This window comes from Xanthomonas protegens (assembly GCF_038442435.1).
In the GTDB taxonomy this organism is placed as follows: Bacteria; Pseudomonadota; Gammaproteobacteria; order Xanthomonadales; family Xanthomonadaceae; genus Xanthomonas_A; species Xanthomonas_A sontii.
The window spans coordinates 17915-36881 of the sequence record NZ_JAQJCQ010000016.1 but is presented as its reverse complement, the minus strand read 5'-3'; the positions used below and the strand labels follow the sequence as shown (position 1 = coordinate 36881).

The window sequence follows — 18967 nt, the reverse complement described above, 5'->3', positions numbered from 1 at the left end:
AAGCCGCTCCTACATGGCCAGGCATTCGGGATGCCCTGCGCCGCAAGGCCGCATCGACGACGGCGTTGGCGGCTACGACGCCTTCGGCGCCTTCGCCGGCACGAACGGCGACACCGGGTCGCTGGCGGGGAAGGTCTCTTCCAGCGCTTCGTCCTGGTTGGCGTCGGCATGCCGTCCGTGTGCCGTATCCGGAGTGGAGTGCGCCGGCGTGTCCTGCGGGGCAGGGCGGTTCTCGCCGGTGCGCGGTTCGTGTTCGACGATGGTCTCGGGGCGGTCGCCGGCGCCGCGGTCTTCGCGGTCCTGCGTCTGGCGCTTGCCGCGCTGTTCGCCGGGGACAGGCGCGGCCTGGCGCAGCGGATCGGTGGGCGTGGACATGTCCGGTTCCTCCAGGGAATGGCGGAGGTCCAGTTCACCGCCGGCGCGATGAAGCCATTGCGAATCGCGCATCCTCCACGGATCGGTCACGGGTCGCTAACGGCTACAGCGCTACTGCTGCGCGTCCCCCCGCCGCCGTTGCCGCCCGGAGCCCTGCCATGCGCCCCAGCGACCGCCCCGACCCGCTGCTGTTCAACGCCCATCTGGATCCCTTGCCGAGCGCTCCGCCGCCGCGCCGCCGTGGTGCGGCACTGCGCCCGCAGGATGCACCGGACTATCGCCGCTACAGCCTGGCCGACTACCGCCAGCGCCGCGCCCGCCACCGCACGCCGTGGCGCGACCTGTGCCCGGCCTACGCCTTCGCCCTGCAGACCCATGCCCGCGGCTGGCCGCGCGGGCCCGGCGCCGAGACCGAAGACGAACTGGCCGCGCACTGGGACCTGATGCGCGGCGACTCGCGGCTGGACTGGACCCAGGCGCGGCAGGTGATCGAGGACGCCTGGCAGGCGCTGGATCACCTGCCGGCGCAGGCCGCCGGCGTGGAGGCGCACTGATGCCGCGCCCGATCTGGACCGGCACGCTGTCCTTCGGCCTGCTCAACGTGCCGGTGTCGCTGATGTCCGGCGAACGCCAGATCGACCTGCACTTCCGCATGCTCGATGCGCGCGACAAGCGCCCGATCCGCTTCGAGCGGGTCAATGCCGACACCGGCGAGGAAGTGCCGTGGAAGGACATCGTCAAGGCCTACGAGTACAGCAAGGGCAACTACGTAGTGGTGGAGCAGCAGGACATCGCCTCGGCCGCACCGGAAAGCCACGAGACGGTGGAAGTGGAGGCCTTCGTCGACGCCGCCGAGATCGACCTGCGCTATTTCGAGAAACCCTACGTGCTGGTGCCCGGCAAGAAGGCCGAGAAGGGCTACGTGCTGCTGCGCGAGACCCTGCGCAATACCGGCAAGGTCGGCATCGCACGGGTGGTGATCCGCACCCGCGAGTATCTGTCGGCGGTAATGCCGCTGCAGGATGCGCTGGTGCTGATCCTGCTGCGCTACCCGCAGGAGCTGGTCGACCTGGACGACTACACGCTGCCCAGCGGCAAGGCCGCCGACTACCGGATCAGCGCCAAGGAAACCGAGATGGCGGCGCAGCTGATCGACTCGATGTCCGGGCGCTGGGATCCCGATTCCTACCACGACGAATTCCGCGAGCGGCTGCACGCGGTGATCCAGAAACGGATCAAGGCGCAGGAGGGCACCACCCAGGTCGACGAGGACGCCGAGGCGCCGCAGCGCGAGGACGCCACCACCAACGTGGTCGACTTCATGTCGCTGCTGCAGAAGAGCCTGGACGCCAAGAAGCGCACGCCGGCCAGGCAGGAGGAGCGCGTGCCGGTACGCAAGACCGCGAAGAAGGCGGCCAAGCCGGCCAAGGCCGCGGCCGGCAAGGCGAAGAAAGCCACACGCGCCAAACCGGCGGCCAAGGCCAAGCCGGCCGCGCGCAAGGCGCCGGCGCGGCGCAAGGCGGGCTAGGGCAGGCGGGGTGCGGCGGCGCGAGGGCGTGCCGCTGGTCCCGAGGACGCCGCATCAGGACCGGCAGATGCGCCGCAGGCGTGCAGTGCGGGGCGGTTGACCGGTGTCCAGCTCATGCCGCCCGGCCTCGGTGGTGCGCCGGCCCAGTCAACACGAACGACCGCGATTGCGAGGGTGTCGTTGCTCGGTCGTTTTTGGCGTCCACGTCCTCGCTTCCTCGCGACAGGCACGCGCGATCGCCGTGCAGCGTGCGCGCGGATGGCCCGACCCGTCCTACGGCGAGACCATCCCCTCGCGCGTCACCTGCGCCAACGACTCGCGCGAAATCGCCGCGATCGATTTGGCGCCGGTCAGGGTCATCGCCACCTGCATCTCCTTCTCGATCAGGCTCAGCAGATGCTCCACGCCGGCCTGGCCGGCGGCGGCCAGCGCGTAGACGAAGGCGCGGCCGAGCAGCACGGTGTCGGCGCCCAGCGCCAGCATGCGCACCACGTCCAGGCCGTTGCGCACGCCGGAGTCGGCCAGGATCTTCAGCTCGCCCTTCACCGCATCGGCGATCGCCGGCAACGCCCGCGCGCTGGACAGCACGCCGTCGAGCTGGCGCCCGCCATGGTTGGAAACGACGATGCCGTCGGCGCCGAACCGCACCGCATCGCGCGCGTCGTCCGGATCGAGGATGCCCTTGATCACCATCGGCCCGGTCCAGAACTCGCGGATCCACTCCAGGTCCTTCCACGAGATCGACGGATCGAAGTTGGCGCCGAGCCAGCCGATGTAGTCGGCCAGCTCGGTGGGATGGCCGCGGTAGGTGGAGATGTTGCCGAGGTCGTGCGGGCGCCCGCGCAGGCCCACGTCCCAGGCCCAGCGCGGATGGGTGACGGCCTGCAGCATGCGCCGCAGCGGCGCGTTGGGGCCGCTCATGCCCGAATGCGCGTCGCGGTAGCGCGCGCCCGGCACCGGCATGTCCACGGTGAACACCAAGGTGGTGACGCCCGCGGCCTTGGCCCGCTCCAGCGCGTTGCGCATGAAACCGCGGTCCTTGAGCACGTACAACTGGAACCACATCGGCCGGTCGATCGCCGGCGCCACTTCCTCGATCGGGCACACCGACACCGTGGACAGGGTGAACGGAACGCCCTTGGCCGCCGCCGCCCTGGCCGCCTGCACCTCGCCGCGGCGCGCGTACATGCCGGTCAGGCCCACCGGCCCCAGTGCCACCGGCAGGGCCAGGCGTTCGCCGAACAGCTCGGTGCGCAGGTCCAGCGCCGACATGTCGCGCAGCACGCGCTGGCGCAGGGCGATGTCGCTCAGGTCGGACACGTTGCGGCGCAGGGTGTGCTCGGCATAGGCGCCGCCGTCGATGTAGTGGAACAGGAACGGCGGCAGCTGGCGCTGCGCGGCGGCACGGTAGTCGGTGGAGGCGGAAATGATCATGGGGGCTGGGCGGTCAGGGAGAGGAGGGGAGGCGCGAGGCACGGGCGCGGCGCGCATCGTCCTCGTCGAGGGTGCGCAGCGCGCCGTGCACGAATTCCAGGTGGGTGTGCGCGGCGGCGCGGGCGCGTTCGGGGTCGCCGGCCAGGATCGCGTCGCGCAGGGCGCGGTGCTGGGCGAGCAGGGCGGAGAAGATGCGCGGCGACTCGAAAAGCTGTTGCCGGCTTTGCGAGATGTTGGCCTGCAGCAGGTCGAACAGCCCGCGCATCACCTGCAGCAGCACCCGGTTGTGGGTGGCCTCGGCGATGGCCAGGTGGAAATCGGCGTCGGCGTGCGCCTGCGCCGCCGCATCGGCCTGCGCATGGGTCTGCAGGAGGGCCTCGTAGGCCGCCTCGATGCGCGCGCGGTCGTCGTCGGTGGCGCGCAGCGCCGCATGCCAGGCGGTGGCGCCTTCCAGCGCATGGCGCGCTTCCAGCACGTCGAAGCGGTACTCCGGGTCGGCGTGCAGCAACGGCAGGAACGGCTGCAGCGGCGCCACCACCTGGTCTTCCGGAGTCGGTGGCCGCTGCACGTAGGTGCCGCCGCCCACCCGGGCCCGCAGCAGCCCCTGGCTGGCGAGCTGGGCGATGGCCTCGCGCAGCACCGGGCGCGAGACGCCCAGCTCCGCTGCCAGGGTCCGCTCGGCGGGCAGGCGCGCGTCGACCGCTAGGCCGCGTTGCGCGATCAGCGTGCGTAGCTGCGCGGCGACCCGGTCGCTGAGTCGGGCGGGTGACTCGCCGGCAGTGGCGGTAGCGGCAGCTTTAAGACTATTGGTCATACCAATAAACTGGCGGAGCGCGAATGGTGTGGCCATTAGGCGCCTGGTATCACGCCGCGTCAATGGTTTCAGCGATGCGCGCTACCAAAATTGGTAATACCAATCAGGTCATGCCGTAACGTGCCATCGCCGCAGCCAGTACCACCAGCACCGCCAACAGGCCCAGTTCCACCCCGATCAACCGCTGCAGCGTGCGCACCTGTGCCGTGTCCGGCGCCCACGTCGGCTGCAGCAGCGCCTGCCGGCGCCAGCGCAGCAGGCGCAGCGTCGGCACCAGCGAGATCAGGCCGATCGCCGCGAAGGTCCCGAGCTTGGCCCAGAACCAGGGGTTGTGCAGGTAGTAGACCGCGCCCTTGAGCCCGTAGCGCACGCGCAGGCCGCCGACCACCAGGATCAGCAGCGCGGCCAGCCCGTAGTCGGCGTCGGCGCGGACCAGCCGCGCCAGTTGGCGGTGGTCCGGCGGCGCACGCAGCAGGGTCCATTCCGCCACCAGCGTGGCGATCAGCAGCAGCATCGCCAGGTGGTGCAGGCTGGCCAGGATCAGGTCGCGCAGCGCCATCGCGGCGGCCTCACCACACCCACGGCAGCAGCCGCCAGCTGTGCGCGGCGTAGTCCGGATACTCCTCGGGGAAGGCCTGGGTCAGCATCGCTTCCTCGACCCGGATGCGGCGCAGGAACGCCCAGGTCACCGGCAGCACGATTGCCAGCAGCGACAGCACGTTGCCCATGCCCAGCGCCAGCCCGTAGAACGCCAGCAGCGCGCCGGTGTAGGAGGGATGCCGCAGATAGCGGTACGGCCCGTGGCGGACCAGGCGGTGGCCTTCCTGGATGGTCACGTCGACGGTGAACCAGCGCGCCAGCACCCGGATCGACCACACGCGCAGCGCCAGCCCGCCGGCCAGCAGCGCGCAGGCCAACCAGCGCAGTGGCTCGCGCAGGTGCGGCGCATAGCGCCACACGCCGAGCAGCGACAGCAGCGCGCCCAGCGCCACCGCGCCGTACAGCACGCGCCACAGCAGGCGCAGCGTGCCCTGGTCGCGCGCACCGCCATCGGCGGCGCGACGGCGGCGGCTGAGCAGCATCTCGTACGCGCCCCAGCCAAGGCCGAGCAGCATGAACAGCAGATCCGGATGGCGCAGGGTCAGGAGCATGACGGTGTTCCTCGTGGCGGCGTGCACCACGCATTGCGTGGCAGGGTGGATGAACCGGGCCCGTCCTGCGTGCCGATCGTCCGGCACCCGGCAGGGCATGGACGCAGTGTGGCGCCATCGGGGTGGCGCGGCAGTGGCCGCTGGTCATGCCGTCCGCCTGCCGGAAGTCACTTTCTGCGCCTGCCCCATTGCCGCGGCGTCGGCACGCGGTCAGCATCCGTGCCATGCAACGATTCCTGCACGACCTGATCGAACCCAAGCGCCTGGCCGGGCTGCTGACCGTGGCCACCGTGCTGTGGTCGTTCCAGTTCGCGCCGCATGCGCTGGTCGCCTGGCGCTGGACCGCGGCGGCGCTGTTCCTGCTGCCGCTGCTCGGCGCGCACTATCTGCCCGGACGCTGGCGCGATGTCGCACTGTGGGTCGAGGCAGCCGCGGCGATGGCCCTGGTCTGGCTGGAGCCGCATGTCGGCACGGCGCCGGTGCTGCTGGTGGTGGTGGTCGCACAGGTGGCGCTGCAGTGGCCGCCGCGGCCCGTGCTGGTGCTGGCGCTGCTGGCCAACCTGGGTACGTTTCTGGCGCTGTCCGCCGCCGGGATCAGGCATCCGCTGCTGACCACGCTGATCTACGCCGGCTTCCATGCCTTCGCCGGCCTCAGCGCGCACTACGCGCGTACTGCCGAGCTGGCGCGCGAGGCGCTGGCGCGGGTCAACGCCGACCTGCTGGCCACCCGCGCGCTGCTCGCCGACAGCACCCGCGATGCCGAGCGCCTGCGCCTGGCGCGCGAACTGCACGACGTCGCCGGGCACAAGCTCACCGCCATGCGTATCCAGTTGCGCCTGTTGCTGGCCGATCCGGCGCTGGCGCAACGCGCGGAGGTGGCGACGGTGGAGCGGCTGTCCGGCGAACTGCTGGCCGACATCCGCGCGGTGGTGCAGTCGCTGCGCGACGACCGCGGCGTGGACCTGGAGACCGCGCTGTGCGCCCTGGCCGCACCGTTCCCGCGGCCGCAACTGCAGCTGCAGATCGACCCGGCGCTGCGCATCACCGATCCGCATCTGGCCGAGACCCTGCTGCGGCTGGTGCAGGAAGCGCTGACCAACGCCGCCCGGCATGCCGACGCGGCACATGTGCGGGTGCGCCTGGGCCAGGAGCGGCAGCAGCTGTGCCTGGACATCGAGGACGACGGCCACCGCGCCGAGCGCATCCGCGAGGGCAACGGCATTGCCGGCATGCGCGAGCGCCTGGCGGCGCTGCACGGGTGCCTGGAACTGGGCCGCACGCCGCTCGGCGGCATGCAGCTGAGCGCGAGGCTGCCGCTGTGAGCGCGCTGCGGATCGCCCTGGCCGACGACCAGGTGCTGGTGCGTGCGGGCCTGCGCGCGCTGCTGCAGACCCAGGGCATCGTCGTCGCCTGCGAGGCCGACGACGGCCAGGCGCTGCTCGACGTGGTGGCGGCCACGCCGGTGGACGTGGTGCTCAGCGACATCCGCATGCCCGGCATGGACGGCATCCAGGCGCTGCAGCAGCTGCGCGCGCGCGGCGACCGCACGCCGGTGCTGCTGCTCACCACCTTCGACGAATCCGATCTGCTGCTGCGCGCCACCGCGGCCGGCGCGCAGGGCTTCCTGCTCAAGGACGCCGCGCCCGAGGACCTGCGCGAGGCGATCGCGCGCGTGGCCGCCGGCGAGACCCTGCTGCAGCCGGTCAGCACCGACCCGGTGCGCGCGCGCTACCGCTACCGCGACGAGGACGCCCCGTGCGACACCTTCAACGAACGCGAAGTGGCGATCCTGCGCCTGCTCGCCGGCGGCTACTCCAACAAGGAGATCGCGCGCAGCCTGTTCCTGGCCGAGGGCACGGTGAAGAACTACGTCTCCACCATCCTCGACAAGCTCGGCACCCGCGACCGCACCCGCGCCGTGCTCAAGGCGATCACCTTGCGCATCATCTGAGCGCGCACCAGCGGCAGCGCCGCGGCGGCCACCGGCAGCGCGTCGGGACTGAAGTCCCTCCCACACCATCGATCCGACACGGCGGATTGCTGAATGCCGTAGGAGCGGCTTCAGGGCACCTCCAACAACGACGAAGGCTGCTTGCAGGAGCGGCTTGAGCCGCGACGGGTGTTACCCGGAATGCCCATCGCGGCTGAAGCCGCTCCTACAATCGAGACAAGACATCACGCAGAGCCGCCCAATAACGCGTTATTCGAGGTGCCCTTCAGCCGCGACAACCGACGCCGCGGTGCAAGGGATGCCGATGAGCCCTGTTCCCATAGCGCCAGCACGACATCCGCCGCCGCGACGCCGCCCCATGTGGGAGCGGCTTCAGCCGCGACGCGACCCATCCGAACGCGCGCGCCCACCCACACCGAACTCCATACCCCGCCGTGTGCTGCCGCCGGGACTTCTGCACACCCGCCGCAGACATTAAGATGCCGCGGGCATTGTGCCGACGAGGAATTCACGTTGATCATCCATCCGAAAGTCCGCGGTTTCATCTGCACCACCACGCACCCGCTCGGCTGCGAGCGCAACGTGCTCGAGCAGATCGCCGCCACGCGCGCGCGCGGCGTGCGCCACGATGGGCCAAAGAACGTGCTGGTGATCGGCGCGTCCAGCGGCTACGGCCTGGCCTCGCGCATCACCGCCGCATTCGGCTTCGGCGCCGCCACCCTCGGCGTGTTCTTCGAAAAGCCCGGCAGCGAGAAGAAGGCCGGCACCGCCGGCTGGTACAACGCCGCCGCCTTCGACAAGCAGGCCAAGGCCGCCGGCCTGTACAGCAAGTCGATCAACGGCGACGCCTTCTCCGACCAGGCGCGCGCGAAGGTCATCGAACTGATCAAGCAGGACATGGGCGGCCAGGTCGACCTGGTGGTGTATTCGCTGGCCTCGCCGGTGCGCAAGCTGCCGAGCACCGGCGAAGTGAAGCGCTCGGCGCTCAAGCCGATCGGCCAAACCTACACCGCCACCGCCATCGACACCAACAAGGACGCCATCATCGAGGCCTCGATCGAGCCGGCCACCGAACAGGAGATCGAGGACACCGTCACCGTGATGGGCGGCCAGGACTGGGAACTGTGGATCGATGCGCTGGATGCCGCCGGCGTGCTCGCCCCGGGCGCGCGCACCGTCGCCTTCAGCTACATCGGCACCGAGATCACCTGGCCGATCTACTGGCACGGCGCACTCGGCAAGGCCAAGGTCGACCTCGACCAGACCGCGCAGCGCCTGCACGCGCGCCTGCAGCAGCACGGCGGCGCGGCCAACGTGGCGGTGCTGAAATCGGTGGTGACCCAGGCCAGCGCGGCGATCCCGGTGATGCCGCTGTACATCTCCATGGTCTACAAGATCATGAAGGAAAAGGGCCTGCACGAAGGCACCATCGAACAGGCCGACCGCCTGTTCCGCGAGCGCCTGTACCGCGAGGACGGCCAGCCGGCCGCCACCGACGACGAGAACCGCCTGCGCCTGGACGACTGGGAACTGCGCGACGACGTGCAGGACGCCTGCAAGGCGCTGTGGCCGCAGGTGACCACCGAGAACCTGTTCCAGCTCACCGACTACGCCGGCTACAAGCACGAGTTCCTCAAGCTGTTCGGCTTCGAGCGCAAGGACGTGGACTACGACGCCGAGGTCGACCCGGACGTCAAGTTCGATTGCGTGGAGCTCTGAGGAGCCGGGATTGGGGAGTGGGGATTCGAGAGTCGTTTTGATCCTGAATCCCGAAAAGAACATGCGGCCGGCAGCGATGTCGGCCGTTTTCTTTTGCACCACGCATCGCCAACGTTCGATGCATGTCGCGGCTGAAGCCGCTCCTACGAGAGCACACGCTGCACCCGTAGGAGCGGCTTCAGCCGCGACACGCGAAGCCGTGGTGCCGGAATTGCCAGCACACCCCCACGACTAAAACCCCGCCACACCGCAACGCCGATCCGCACGCAAACCCCGCAGCGCCAGCGCCTTCACGATTCCCCAATCCCCATTCCCCACTCCCGGCCTCACCGCCTCACATCGAACCGCGTCGCCCCCACGCATGCCTGCACCTCGGCCTCGCTCAGCGCCAGCACGTCGCCCGGCAGCGTGTGCTTGAGGCAGCCGGCGGCCAGGCCGAAACGGATCGTGGCGGTGTCGTCCCAACCCTGGCTCAAGCCGTGCAGCACCCCGGCGGCGAAGGCGTCGCCGCCGCCGATGCGGTCGACGATGCCGCTCAGCTCCTCGGCCGGCGCCTGCGCGACGCCGCCGTCGCGGCGCAGCAGCATCGCCCCCAGGCTGTGCCGGTCGACGCTGTGCGCCACGCGCTGGGTGCAGGCCATCGCCTGCAGCTGCGGGAATGCGGCGAAGGCGTCGCGCGCGCCGGCGTCCACCCGCGCCTGCACGCTGTCCTGCGGGTAGCGGTGGCCCAGCACCACCTCCAGGTCGCGGTAGTCGGCGAACAGCACGTCCGCCTGGGCCAACAGCTGGCGCAGGATGCCCGGCGCATCGCCGTTCCAGGCCTCCCACAGCTTGGGGCGGTAGTTGCCGTCGAACGACACCCGCACCCCGGCCGCGCGTGCCGCCTGTGCCGCCGCCAGCGCCGCGGCCGCGCCGCGTTCGCCCAGCGCCGGCGTCACCCCGGACAGGTGCAGCCACTGCGCGCCGTGCAGCAGCGCCGGCCAGTCGTGCCGGTCGCCCGCGTCCAGCGCGAAGGCCGAGCCGGCGCGGTCGTAGGTGACCTCGCTGGGGCGGTGCCCGGCGCCGGTGCTGAGGAAGTACAGGCCCATGCGCCCGGGCACGAAGCGCACTCCGCTGGTGTCCACGCCATGCCGGCGCAGTTCGCCGGCCGCGGCCTGGCCCAGCGGGTTGTCCGGCAGCACGCTGACCACCGAGACGGCATGGCCGAAATGCGCCAGCGCCACGCCCACGTTGGCCTCGGCACCGCCCACCTGCACCTCCAGCCGCGGGGTCTGCAGCAGCCGCTCGTGGCCGGGCGCGCCCAGGCGCAGCAACAGTTCGCCGAAGCAGACGATGCGGGAAACGGTCATGGCAGGCGGGTCCGGCAGCCGAAGGGACGCCAAGCATGCCGCGAAATGCAAACGCCGACCAGAAAAAGTGACTAGCGGTGTCATTTTTGTGCGTCAGCAGGCGCTTCGGCACTGGCCGACGTCGCGATCCTGCGCTATCTCATTGACTGCAAAGACCCTTGGGTCGCCGGGCACTCTGTTGCGCTGCAAGATGCCGGGATGTTTCGCAACTGTTAACGTTGGTTTTGACCAGCGGTGTCATTCGCGACAACGCCCGTAGTTCCACGCCGTCATGTAACCCTTGGGAGGGGAGGACATGCAATCACGTACCGAACGCCGGAAGACACCGGTTACCTTGCTCGCGCTGTCGATCGGCCTGGCCCTGCAGGCCGGTGCCCTGCAGGCACAGGACGCGCCGGCGGCCGCGCCGCCCGCCGCGGCCTCGGCCGATGCCACCACCGAGCTCGACACCGTCGTCGTCACCGGTTACCGCGCCAGCGTGGAGAAGGCGCTGGACATCAAGCGCGCCGAAAAGGGCATGGTCGACGCCATCGTCGCCGAGGATGTGGGCAAGTTCCCGGACACCAACCTGGCCGAATCGCTGCAGCGCATCCCCGGCGTGGTCATCACCCGCGACGCCGGCGAAGGCCGCAACATCTCCGTGCGCGGCCTCGGCCCGGATTTCACCCGCGTGCGCATCAACGGCATGGAAGCGCTGACCACGGTCGGTGCCAGCGACCAGAGCGGCGGCACCAACCGCGGCCGCGGCTTCGACTTCAACGTGTTCGCCTCGGACCTGTTCACCCAGATGGTGGTGCGCAAGACCGCCTCGGCCGACGTCGAGGAAGGCTCGCTGGGCGCCACGGTCGACCTGCGCACCGCACGGCCGTTCGACTACGACGGCTTCACCTTCGCCGCCAACGGCCAGGCCACCTACAACGGCATGTCGCAGAAGGCCGATCCGCGCATCGCCGCGCTGGTCGCCAACACCTGGGCCGACGGCACCTTCGGCGCGCTGATGTCGGTGGCCTACTCCGAGCGCCAGGTGCTCGAGGAAGGCAGCGGCACCACGCGCTGGGCCAACGGCCCGAGCAACAACGGCTACAGCCCCACCTCGCCGTTCGCCGCCGCCAACAGCGCCAACGTGTTCAGCCCGCGCATCCCGCGCTACACGCAGATGGAGCACGAGCAGAACCGCCTGGGCGTGACCGGCTCGCTGCAGTGGAAGCCCAACGACAGCACCGAGTTCTCGCTGGACGGCCTGTACTCGAAGATCGACGCCAAGCGCGACGAGCACTACATCGAGGCGATCAGCTTCAGCCGTGGCCGCTCGCAGAACGGCAAGCCGGACATGATCGTGCGCGACGGCTACGTCGACCCGGCCTCCGGTGCGCTGCTGTACGGCCGCTTCGACAACACCGACATCCGCTCGGAGAACCGCCACGACGAGTGGAACACGGTCTTCAAGCAGCTCACCCTCAACGGCGAGCACCGCTTCAGCGACACCTTCAAGATCACCGGCGAGATCGGCACCTCCAGTTCCAAGCACCGGAACCCGATCCAGACCACGGTGATCATGGACAAGAACAACGTCGCCGGCTACAGCTACGACTACCGCAACAGCTACACCTCGCCGGTGTTCAACTACGGCATCGACCCGACCGCCGCCAACGGCTGGACCCTGGCCGAAGTGCGCATGCGTCCGCAGTCGGCCAACAACAGCTTCGACACCGGCTCGCTGAACTTCGAGTGGAACCTGGGCACCAACTTCACCCTCAAGGGCGGCGTGCTGGCCAAGAACTACGGCTTCGACACCAAGGAGTTCCGCCGCGCGTCCGAGACCAGCGTGCCGACCTTCGCCACCGGCAACCGCATCGTGCCGACCGACCTGGTCGCGCTCGCGGGGCTCAAGGGCATCGAGGGCACGCCGTCGAACTGGGCAGTGCCCGACCTCAACGGCATCGCCGATGCGCTGGGCATCTACAGCGGCACCGGCACCTGGACGCTGACCGAGCGCGCGGTCAACACCCGCAGCGTGGAAGAGAAGGACCGCGGCGCCTGGTTGATGGGCGACTTCGCCTTCGACATCGGCGCGATCCCGTTCTCCGGCAACATCGGCGTGCGCTACGTGAAGACCAACCAGTCGTCCACCGGCTACGCCCTGGTCGGCTCGAACCTGATCAACACCACGGTCGAGCGCGACTACCACGACACCCTGCCGTCGTTGAACCTGGTCGCCGAGATCACCCCGGACTTCCTGGTCCGCTTCGGTGCCGCCAAGGTGATGACGCGGCCGGGCCTGGGCAGCCTGACCCCGGGCGTGACGGTCGCCGTCGCCGGCGGTGCGCGCACGGTCAGCGGTGGCAATCCGAACCTGGATCCGATCCGCGCCAAGACCGCCGACCTCGGCTTCGAGTGGTACCTGCAGGAAGGCGCGATGCTCGGCCTGGCGCTGTTCTACAAGGACATCGACAGCTTCGTGCAGACCGCGCGCACGATCGCCCCGTACTCCAGCAGCGGCCTGCCGGTCAGCCTGCTCGACGGCACTGGCGCGGCGGCCAGCGACGACTTCGTCTTCAGCGTGCCGCTCAACACCCCGGGCGGCAAGTTGAAGGGCGCCGAGTTCAACTACATCCAGCCCTTCAGCTTCCTGCCGGGCAAGTGGGCCAACTTCGGCACCCAGCTCAACTACACCTACGTGCAGTCGAAGATCCAGTACGTCACCGGTACCGGCGCGCTGTCGTTCAACACCGACCTCACCGGCCTGTCGAAGAACTCGTACAACGCCACGCTGTTCTACGAAGGCGAGCGCTTCAGCGGCCGCGTGTCGCTGACCCACCGCGACGGCTACCTGACCCAGGTGCCGGCCACGGAAACCGGCTTCGACATGCACGGCATGCGCGGCACCAATGTCGTGGACGCCAAGCTGACCTACAAGATCGACGAGAAGATCGACATCAGCCTGGAAGGGTCGAACCTGACCAACGTGCCGTACTACGAGTGGGTGCAGACCAGCGCCACCGGCGCGCAGCTGCCGCTGACCTACAGCGAGACCGGCCGCCAGTACGCGATCGGGGTGCGTTACAAGTTCTGAAGACTGCGTTCGCCGGTGCCGCGCTGCGGCATCGGCAACGCCCCGCTGCCCGCATACTCGCGGGCCGGGGAGGGAGATCGACGCGCGCCGCCAGGGTGCGCGCCGATCGCAAAGGAGCGAGATGAAACAGGCAATTCGCAGTGGCGCCGTCGCCGACCACATCGTCGCGGCTGAAGCCGCTCCTACGCGCGCACCGGCTCCTCGTAGGAGCGGCTTCAGCCGCGACAGCTGGCCTCGGTCTGCTACTGCACTCCCCGTGCGCCTGCGCGGCATGCTCCACAGTCTCGCCCTGCTCTGTGCCCTCGCACTCCCCACCATCGCCGCCGCCGCCCCCCCCGAACTGCTGTTCCGCGTCTCCGCCGACCACGGCCTGGACGCCGACGTCGCCAAGGGCGATGCCACACCCAACTTCCGCGACAAGATCGCCCTGGTGCCGACCGGCGTCTCCGGCCAGGCCATCGAATGGGCCGACGACGGCGTGCTGTCCTGGAACGCCCCCGGCAACATCTACACCCAGCGCGGCACGCTGTCGTTCTTCTGGCGCTCGCGCTATCCGGTGGGCGAAGCGCCGTTCGTGATCTTCCGCGTCGGCTACGCCGACCACACCAGCTGGGACATGGCCTGGCTGCGCATCGACTGGAACGGCCACGGCTTCGATGCCTTCGTCACCGACGCCAACCTGGCCCGCACCCGCGTCTCCTTCACGCTGGACAAGTTCCCCGCGCCCAGCGCCTGGACCCACCTGGCCTTCGCCTGGGACGAGACCCGCGGCGTGCGCCTGTACGTGGACGGCAAGGAAGCCGCGCGCGTGGACTGCACGCAGGCCTGCGCCGACGGCGGCTCGCTCGACTTCGACGCCGCGCTCGACCAGCTCGGCCTGGCCGCACGCGTGCTGGCGCCGCACCAAGTGCAGAGCCGCTACAACTTCCTGCGCGGCAGCGATTTCGACGAGATCCGCGTCTACGACCGAATGCTCGACGCCGCCGGCGTCGCCGCGCTGGCCCGGCAGCAGGAACCGCGCAGCGCCGAGGCGGTGCCCGACAGCGCCGCGCGCAACGCCTGGCTGCACCGCTTCGGCTGGGACCACGGCCGCGCACCGCCGGCGCTGGATGCCCCGTCCACGCGCATCCGCAAGGTCGAATTCGCCGACGCCAAGGACCTGAAGGAGTGGATGTGGAAGGCGACCGACGGCATCGCCGAGACCACCTGGCCTGGCGTGTACAACCGCTCGCGCCTGCCCGGCCGCAACGACTACTTCCAATTGCCCGACTGGAACGTCTACGTCGAAGGCGGCAAGGCGCTGGACTTGGCCCTGCCCGACGAACCGTTCAACCGCATCGAACTGCGCGGTGCCGCCTACGGCCAGGCCACCTATGCCGCCGATGGCGCGACGCCCACGCCGCTGTTCTCGCGCGCCCAAGGCACCGTGCGCAGCGTCGACCAGTTCGAGCGCCGCCGCGGCGGCCACCTGCGCTTCACCAACGTCGCCCAGGAAACCCCGATCCAGGAGATCTGGGCCTACGACGTCGGCGCCGGCGCCGAGCCGGCCAACCCCAGCGCCACGCTGCGCTACACCGTGCGCAGCGACATCGCCCCGGACTACGCCAACCTCGCCGCGCTGCGCGCCTACATCGCCGGGCGCTACCCGCCGGACGAGCGCAGCACCGTGGTCGCGCTGCCGACCAAGGCGCCGTCGCGCAAGCGAGCCGACGAAAAGACCGCGCTGCCGCCGCTGCCCATCGTCCACGTGCTCATCCCCTCCAACCTCGGCGACGCGCCGGCCGCGCAGCCGCTGATGCGTAGTTGGTCCTACGGCTGGGAGAACATGCACGACGGCCTGGACGGCATCGCCATCGACCTGCCGGCCCTGCAGCTGCCGGCCACGCACAACGGCCTGATCCCGCTCAATATCCGCGTCAAGGATCCCATCTGGCCCGGCCGCGACATGCTCGACGTGTCGGTCTCGGTCGCGCCCGGGCAGGCGCGCACGCTGTGGCTGGACCTGCGCGACCGCATCCTGACCGACGACAGCCTGATGCTCAGCATCGCCTCGGCCGCGCCCGGCTTCGACGCGCGCGCGCTGGATGGCGCGCAACTGCGCCTGCTGTTCAAGCCGCGCGACCAAGCCAAGGCCGAGCACATCGCCGACCGCTTCACCCAGGTCAAGGACAACTGGGGCTTCCTGGTCGAGGAGCACACCACCTCCAAGCGCCAGCGCCTGTACGCGCGCCTGGATGCGGATATCCACGACCTGCTGCGGGTAGACCCGGACAACGCGCTGGGCCGCCAGTACTGGGCCGACATCAGCTACGGCAACCAGGGCCCGCTGCCGGTGCAGTTGCCGCAGCCGCCCAAGGGCGTGCCGGGCTGGGCGTTCTGGCAGCTGGAAGACCTCAAGGCCACGCGCCGCTACATCAACTGGTGGATCGACGAGCGCCAGGTCGACTACGGCGACTTCGGCGGCGGCATCTCCGACGATTCCGACCTCACCCAGCAATGGCCCGGCGTCGCCCTGATGGGCGTGGATCCGGACAAGCTCACCGCCTCGCTCACCGCCCTGTCCGACGCCAACTACCGCAACGGCATGTTCACCGACGGCCTCTCCACCATCGAGACCGACGAACTGCATTCCTACGAGGACGGCATCAACATCAACAGCGAAATGCTCTACCTCAACTGGGGCGACCCGCTGACGGTGGAGCGGCTGATGCGCACGGTGAAGGCGTTCGACCGCATCATCCAGGTCAACCCGCAGGGTCACTTGCTGTTCGCCAGCAACTGGTTCGGCGGGCGCAAGGTCTACCGCGAACCGAACTGGCAGTGGCAGAAGCCCTACTCGTTCCCGATCCTGCACCCGGCGCTGCTGCTGGGCGGCTACAACGCCGACCCCAACAGCCGCCGCATCGTCACTGGCTTGGCCGACGGCTACCTGGCCCACGCCTACACCGACGCCAAGGGCCAATGGGCGCTGCCCAACGAGATCAACTGGGCCACCGGCAAGACACGCGGCGGCAGCCTGTTCGACGGCAGCGGCGGCCCCGATACCCTGCACACCTTCTGGGCCGCCTACCGCTGGACCGGCGATGCGCGCTATCTGAAGGCGCTCGACTACCGCGTCGCCAAGGCCGGCCCCGGCGGCCTGTCCCTGCTCAACGAGAATTTCCTCGACGTGCTCGGCAAGCGCGACAGCTGGGGCGCCAGCCTGGCCAAGGCGGCGGTCGACGCCGACCCCGACGACGCCCCGGACTTCGCCCACCACGTCGCCTGGGAACAGAGCGGCGATACGCGCTGGCTGGAAACCCTGTACCGCGCCGAGACCCGCGACAAGCTGCAGACCTTCTACATGAACACCGAAGGCCACTGGTGGAGCGACCGCGTCGAATCGCCAACCGTGAACCTGCAGCGCGCCCGCCTCGGCGGCGTCGCCCTCAAGCGCAACCAGACCTACCCCGGCCACACCGTCAGCTGGCGCTTCGCCGATCCGGAAGGCGCAGTGCAGGTGGCGCTGCTGCTGCCGAAGCCGCGGCAGGATCGCTTTACCGTTATCGCCTACAACACCAGCGGCAAGGTGCAGCGGGCGCAGATGACGGGGTGGAATGTCGCCGCTGGGCAGTGGCGGATGCGTGCGGGTGTGGATCGCGATGGCGATGGGAAGATCGACGGCAAGGCGGCCACGCGTGAGTTCGCGTTCGAGAAGAGCGGGGCGGTGGATGTGGAATTCCCGGCCGGCAAGACGGTGGTGACGGAGTTCGAGTTGGTCACGCCGGCTGCGGTGCCGGTCGAGCTACGGCCGGATCTGGGGATTGGCCGTGGGGATGTGCGGGTGGCTGGCGATGTCATCGAGGTGACTGTGCATAGCCTGGGGCATGTAGATGCGCCGGCGGGGTTTGTGGTGTTGGAGGATGCGCGGGGTCGGGAATTGGCGCGGGCGGCGTTTGCTGCGTTGGAGGCGCCGCGGGATTTGGAGCCCAGGATCGCGAACGTTCGGCTGGCGGTGCCGGCAGGCGCAAGTATCTACGGTGGCCGGTTGCGGGTAGTCACCGAGAGCGAGGTGGACGAGGTGACGCAGCGCAATAACGCGATGGAGTTGCCCTGATCCAACTGGGCGTAAGCCAACAGCCCTCTCTTCGATAACGGGAGGCGCCGTCGCAAGGAAGCGACTTCGGGACAGAATTTACATTTGTCTCCACGCGTCGCTTCGCGTCGTGCTACAACAGAATCGTTCATCTGGGAGGGGGACTCCCATCTGACCTTATTGAACGGTTGCACGTGCCTGCGGTGTGCGGCGCACACCTCAGTACGCGTCAGGAAAGCTAGAACTCGACATTTCTCAGGGGGAATCGATGTTCACCAGAGTTTCGCTCATCACGGCGCTGGCTGGATTCGCCATGTGCTTGGCCGCCGCATCCGCGGACGCTCGAGTCCGCGCATCCGGCGCACATCACACATCCAGTCACGGCGGTCACTACTTGTCGGGCCACGGCTCTTCCCATAAGGGCGGCAGCTACCGTAGTCCAAGCACCAAAAATCAATATCGTCGGCATAAGCCTTAGTTTTTATAAGTTACTAACTTGGTGGCGCGAACAGACACTTTGGTAGAGCAAATGGCGTCAGTTTGTTCTCTTCCTGTGCCCAGCATCTTAGAAACTGCACTCTGATCCCGGTTCTTTGGTCTTTTGCATCATTGGGCTTTTGCTCCTTCGGGCAGCGGCCTAACAATTCGTTCAAGCCGAACTGGTTTCGCCAGTCGGCTTAATTCACACGTTGTGCCGCAAGGAGGCATCGATGCTCGCGCCACTGAACGTAATCTCGGAACTTTCAAACTGTGCCGAGTGGGCTGATCGACTTGTTCGCGCAGACCTTATGCATGGTATCGTCGTCAGTGAGAACGATTACACGTCCAATTTTACTAGCGCCCTGCGTAGGGAAATCAACAGCCGCGCAATCCCAGGAGTTTCCGCGCACTCACAAGTGTTGACCCCTCGTATAGAACGTAAGACCGGCACGGACGGCTGCATCATTTTCCGAAACAAGAGCCACTTCAAAGTGGGGCTCTTCGAGGCGAAGTGGCCCCGGCTAAGTACGCACACGAATTGCTGGGATTCCCTGCAGAAGAGCACTGCGAAGTCGCATTTCGACTCCCAAATATCGAGACAGCACTACCTCAACAACTTCGCTGTTTGGGAGATGTTTTACTCAGAAGAGCCTTACGGGGCGAACACGCTGTTTCCAATATTCGGTTCGGCGTGCGTGTGGCATGCCGACGCATTCGCCGTTTCGTCGGGGCGGGGTCAGACGGCTCCTTGGGACGATGTTGAGCTCACCGCCCTGTTAGGAAATAGCATGAGGAGCATCGGCGACATCGTCCGGGACATTTGTATGTGCAACCAAGGCGTTCCCCTGCCAGCAGAAGGAATGCAGGACCAGCTTCGAGAACTCGGGATCAAGGGAAAGGTACTTGTTATTGATCTGGCTGACTCTCGAGATGAATCGCCAGCGGCATAACAATTCGTCCAAGCCGACGCCGTTTAGCGGCGCGGATTAACACGGATTTTGGCCATTTGCAATCTCAC

The 18967-nt window shown here is 68.6% G+C and carries 14 protein-coding genes; 8 read left to right on the top strand and 6 right to left on the bottom strand.

Annotated elements, in window-relative coordinates; genetic code table 11:
* Window positions 1-72: 72 nt before the first annotated feature.
* Complete coding sequence (locus PIQ37_RS16980; RefSeq protein WP_193313880.1) at window positions 73-375, bottom strand: hypothetical protein; 303 nt, start codon at window positions 373-375, stop codon at window positions 73-75.
* 158 nt (window positions 376-533) lie between these two features.
* Here PIQ37_RS16980 and PIQ37_RS16975 point away from each other — a divergent pair, with 158 nt between their 5' ends.
* Window positions 534-929 (top strand): hypothetical protein, encoded by a 396-nt coding sequence (locus PIQ37_RS16975; protein WP_342074365.1) that lies wholly within the window; start codon window positions 534-536, stop codon window positions 927-929.
* On the top strand, window positions 929-1903 hold the full coding sequence (gene ku, locus PIQ37_RS16970) for a non-homologous end joining protein Ku (protein WP_342074364.1): 975 nt from the start codon (window positions 929-931) through the stop codon (window positions 1901-1903). The genes PIQ37_RS16975 and ku overlap by 1 nt, the downstream gene beginning before the upstream one ends.
* 273 nt (window positions 1904-2176) lie before the next feature.
* On the opposite strand, the gene lldD is transcribed toward ku, so the two are convergent.
* The 4 genes from lldD to PIQ37_RS16950 form a co-directional block, all read right to left on the bottom strand.
* Complete coding sequence (gene lldD, locus PIQ37_RS16965) at window positions 2177-3337, bottom strand: FMN-dependent L-lactate dehydrogenase LldD (RefSeq protein WP_342074363.1); 1161 nt, start codon at window positions 3335-3337, stop codon at window positions 2177-2179.
* A 13-nt stretch (window positions 3338-3350) separates the two neighbouring features.
* Window positions 3351-4151: a transcriptional regulator LldR gene (gene lldR / locus PIQ37_RS16960; RefSeq protein ID WP_342074362.1), complete on the bottom strand. Its 801-nt coding sequence runs from the start codon at window positions 4149-4151 to the stop codon at window positions 3351-3353.
* 103 nt (window positions 4152-4254) lie between these two features.
* Window positions 4255-4710 carry a DUF2214 family protein gene (locus tag PIQ37_RS16955; RefSeq protein WP_342074361.1) on the bottom strand — a complete coding sequence of 152 codons (456 nt, stop codon included), beginning with the start codon at window positions 4708-4710 and terminating at the stop codon, window positions 4255-4257.
* A 10-nt stretch (window positions 4711-4720) separates the two neighbouring features.
* Window positions 4721-5302: a methyltransferase family protein gene (locus tag PIQ37_RS16950; protein WP_342074360.1), complete on the bottom strand. Its 582-nt coding sequence runs from the start codon at window positions 5300-5302 to the stop codon at window positions 4721-4723.
* 224 nt (window positions 5303-5526) lie between these two features.
* On the opposite strand from PIQ37_RS16950, the gene PIQ37_RS16945 reads away from it, so the two are divergent.
* From PIQ37_RS16945 to fabV, 3 genes are all read left to right on the top strand, one after another.
* Complete coding sequence (locus PIQ37_RS16945; RefSeq protein ID WP_342074359.1) at window positions 5527-6624, top strand: sensor histidine kinase; 1098 nt, start codon at window positions 5527-5529, stop codon at window positions 6622-6624.
* The gene (locus PIQ37_RS16940) at window positions 6621-7253 is read left to right on the top strand and encodes a response regulator transcription factor (RefSeq protein WP_295941482.1); all 633 of its coding nucleotides are present in this window, start codon (window positions 6621-6623) and stop codon (window positions 7251-7253) included. The genes PIQ37_RS16945 and PIQ37_RS16940 overlap by 4 nt, the downstream gene beginning before the upstream one ends.
* Before the next feature lie 513 nt (window positions 7254-7766).
* Window positions 7767-8972, top strand: a complete 1206-nt coding sequence (fabV, locus tag PIQ37_RS16935; RefSeq protein ID WP_342074358.1) for an enoyl-ACP reductase FabV — start codon at window positions 7767-7769, stop codon at window positions 8970-8972.
* A gap of 326 nt (window positions 8973-9298) precedes the next feature.
* Here fabV and PIQ37_RS16930 read toward each other — a convergent pair whose 3' ends face one another.
* Window positions 9299-10321, bottom strand: a complete 1023-nt coding sequence (locus tag PIQ37_RS16930) for a sugar kinase (RefSeq protein ID WP_342074357.1) — start codon at window positions 10319-10321, stop codon at window positions 9299-9301.
* 295 nt (window positions 10322-10616) lie between these two features.
* Here PIQ37_RS16930 and PIQ37_RS16925 point away from each other — a divergent pair, with 295 nt between their 5' ends.
* From PIQ37_RS16925 to PIQ37_RS16915, 3 genes are all read left to right on the top strand, one after another.
* On the top strand, window positions 10617-13394 hold the full coding sequence (locus tag PIQ37_RS16925; RefSeq protein ID WP_342074356.1) for a TonB-dependent receptor: 2778 nt from the start codon (window positions 10617-10619) through the stop codon (window positions 13392-13394).
* A gap of 271 nt (window positions 13395-13665) precedes the next feature.
* Window positions 13666-17490, top strand: coding sequence for a LamG-like jellyroll fold domain-containing protein (locus tag PIQ37_RS16920; RefSeq protein ID WP_342074355.1), 3825 nt, complete (start codon window positions 13666-13668; stop codon window positions 17488-17490).
* A 689-nt stretch (window positions 17491-18179) separates the two neighbouring features.
* Window positions 18180-18899 carry a hypothetical protein gene (locus PIQ37_RS16915; RefSeq protein ID WP_342074354.1) on the top strand — a complete coding sequence of 240 codons (720 nt, stop codon included), beginning with the start codon at window positions 18180-18182 and terminating at the stop codon, window positions 18897-18899.
* The last annotated feature ends 68 nt before the right edge of the window (window positions 18900-18967 follow it).

Bases quoted from the DNA above. Each gene is read 5' to 3' on its own strand.
- PIQ37_RS16980 (WP_193313880.1), bottom strand. From the start codon at position 375: ATGTCCACGCCCACCGATCCGCTGCGCCAGGCCGCGCCTGTCCCCGGC.
- PIQ37_RS16975 (WP_342074365.1), top strand. From the start codon at position 534: ATGCGCCCCAGCGACCGCCCCGACCCGCTGCTGTTCAACGCCCATCTG.
- ku (WP_342074364.1), top strand. From the start codon at position 929: ATGCCGCGCCCGATCTGGACCGGCACGCTGTCCTTCGGCCTGCTCAAC.
- lldD (WP_342074363.1), bottom strand. From the start codon at position 3,337: ATGATCATTTCCGCCTCCACCGACTACCGTGCCGCCGCGCAGCGCCAG.
- lldR (WP_342074362.1), bottom strand. From the start codon at position 4,151: ATGACCAATAGTCTTAAAGCTGCCGCTACCGCCACTGCCGGCGAGTCA.
- PIQ37_RS16955 (WP_342074361.1), bottom strand. From the start codon at position 4,710: ATGGCGCTGCGCGACCTGATCCTGGCCAGCCTGCACCACCTGGCGATG.
- PIQ37_RS16950 (WP_342074360.1), bottom strand. From the start codon at position 5,302: ATGCTCCTGACCCTGCGCCATCCGGATCTGCTGTTCATGCTGCTCGGC.
- PIQ37_RS16945 (WP_342074359.1), top strand. From the start codon at position 5,527: ATGCAACGATTCCTGCACGACCTGATCGAACCCAAGCGCCTGGCCGGG.
- PIQ37_RS16930 (WP_342074357.1), bottom strand. From the start codon at position 10,321: ATGACCGTTTCCCGCATCGTCTGCTTCGGCGAACTGTTGCTGCGCCTG.
- PIQ37_RS16925 (WP_342074356.1), top strand. From the start codon at position 10,617: ATGCAATCACGTACCGAACGCCGGAAGACACCGGTTACCTTGCTCGCG.
- PIQ37_RS16920 (WP_342074355.1), top strand. From the start codon at position 13,666: ATGCTCCACAGTCTCGCCCTGCTCTGTGCCCTCGCACTCCCCACCATC.
- PIQ37_RS16915 (WP_342074354.1), top strand. From the start codon at position 18,180: ATGCTCGCGCCACTGAACGTAATCTCGGAACTTTCAAACTGTGCCGAG.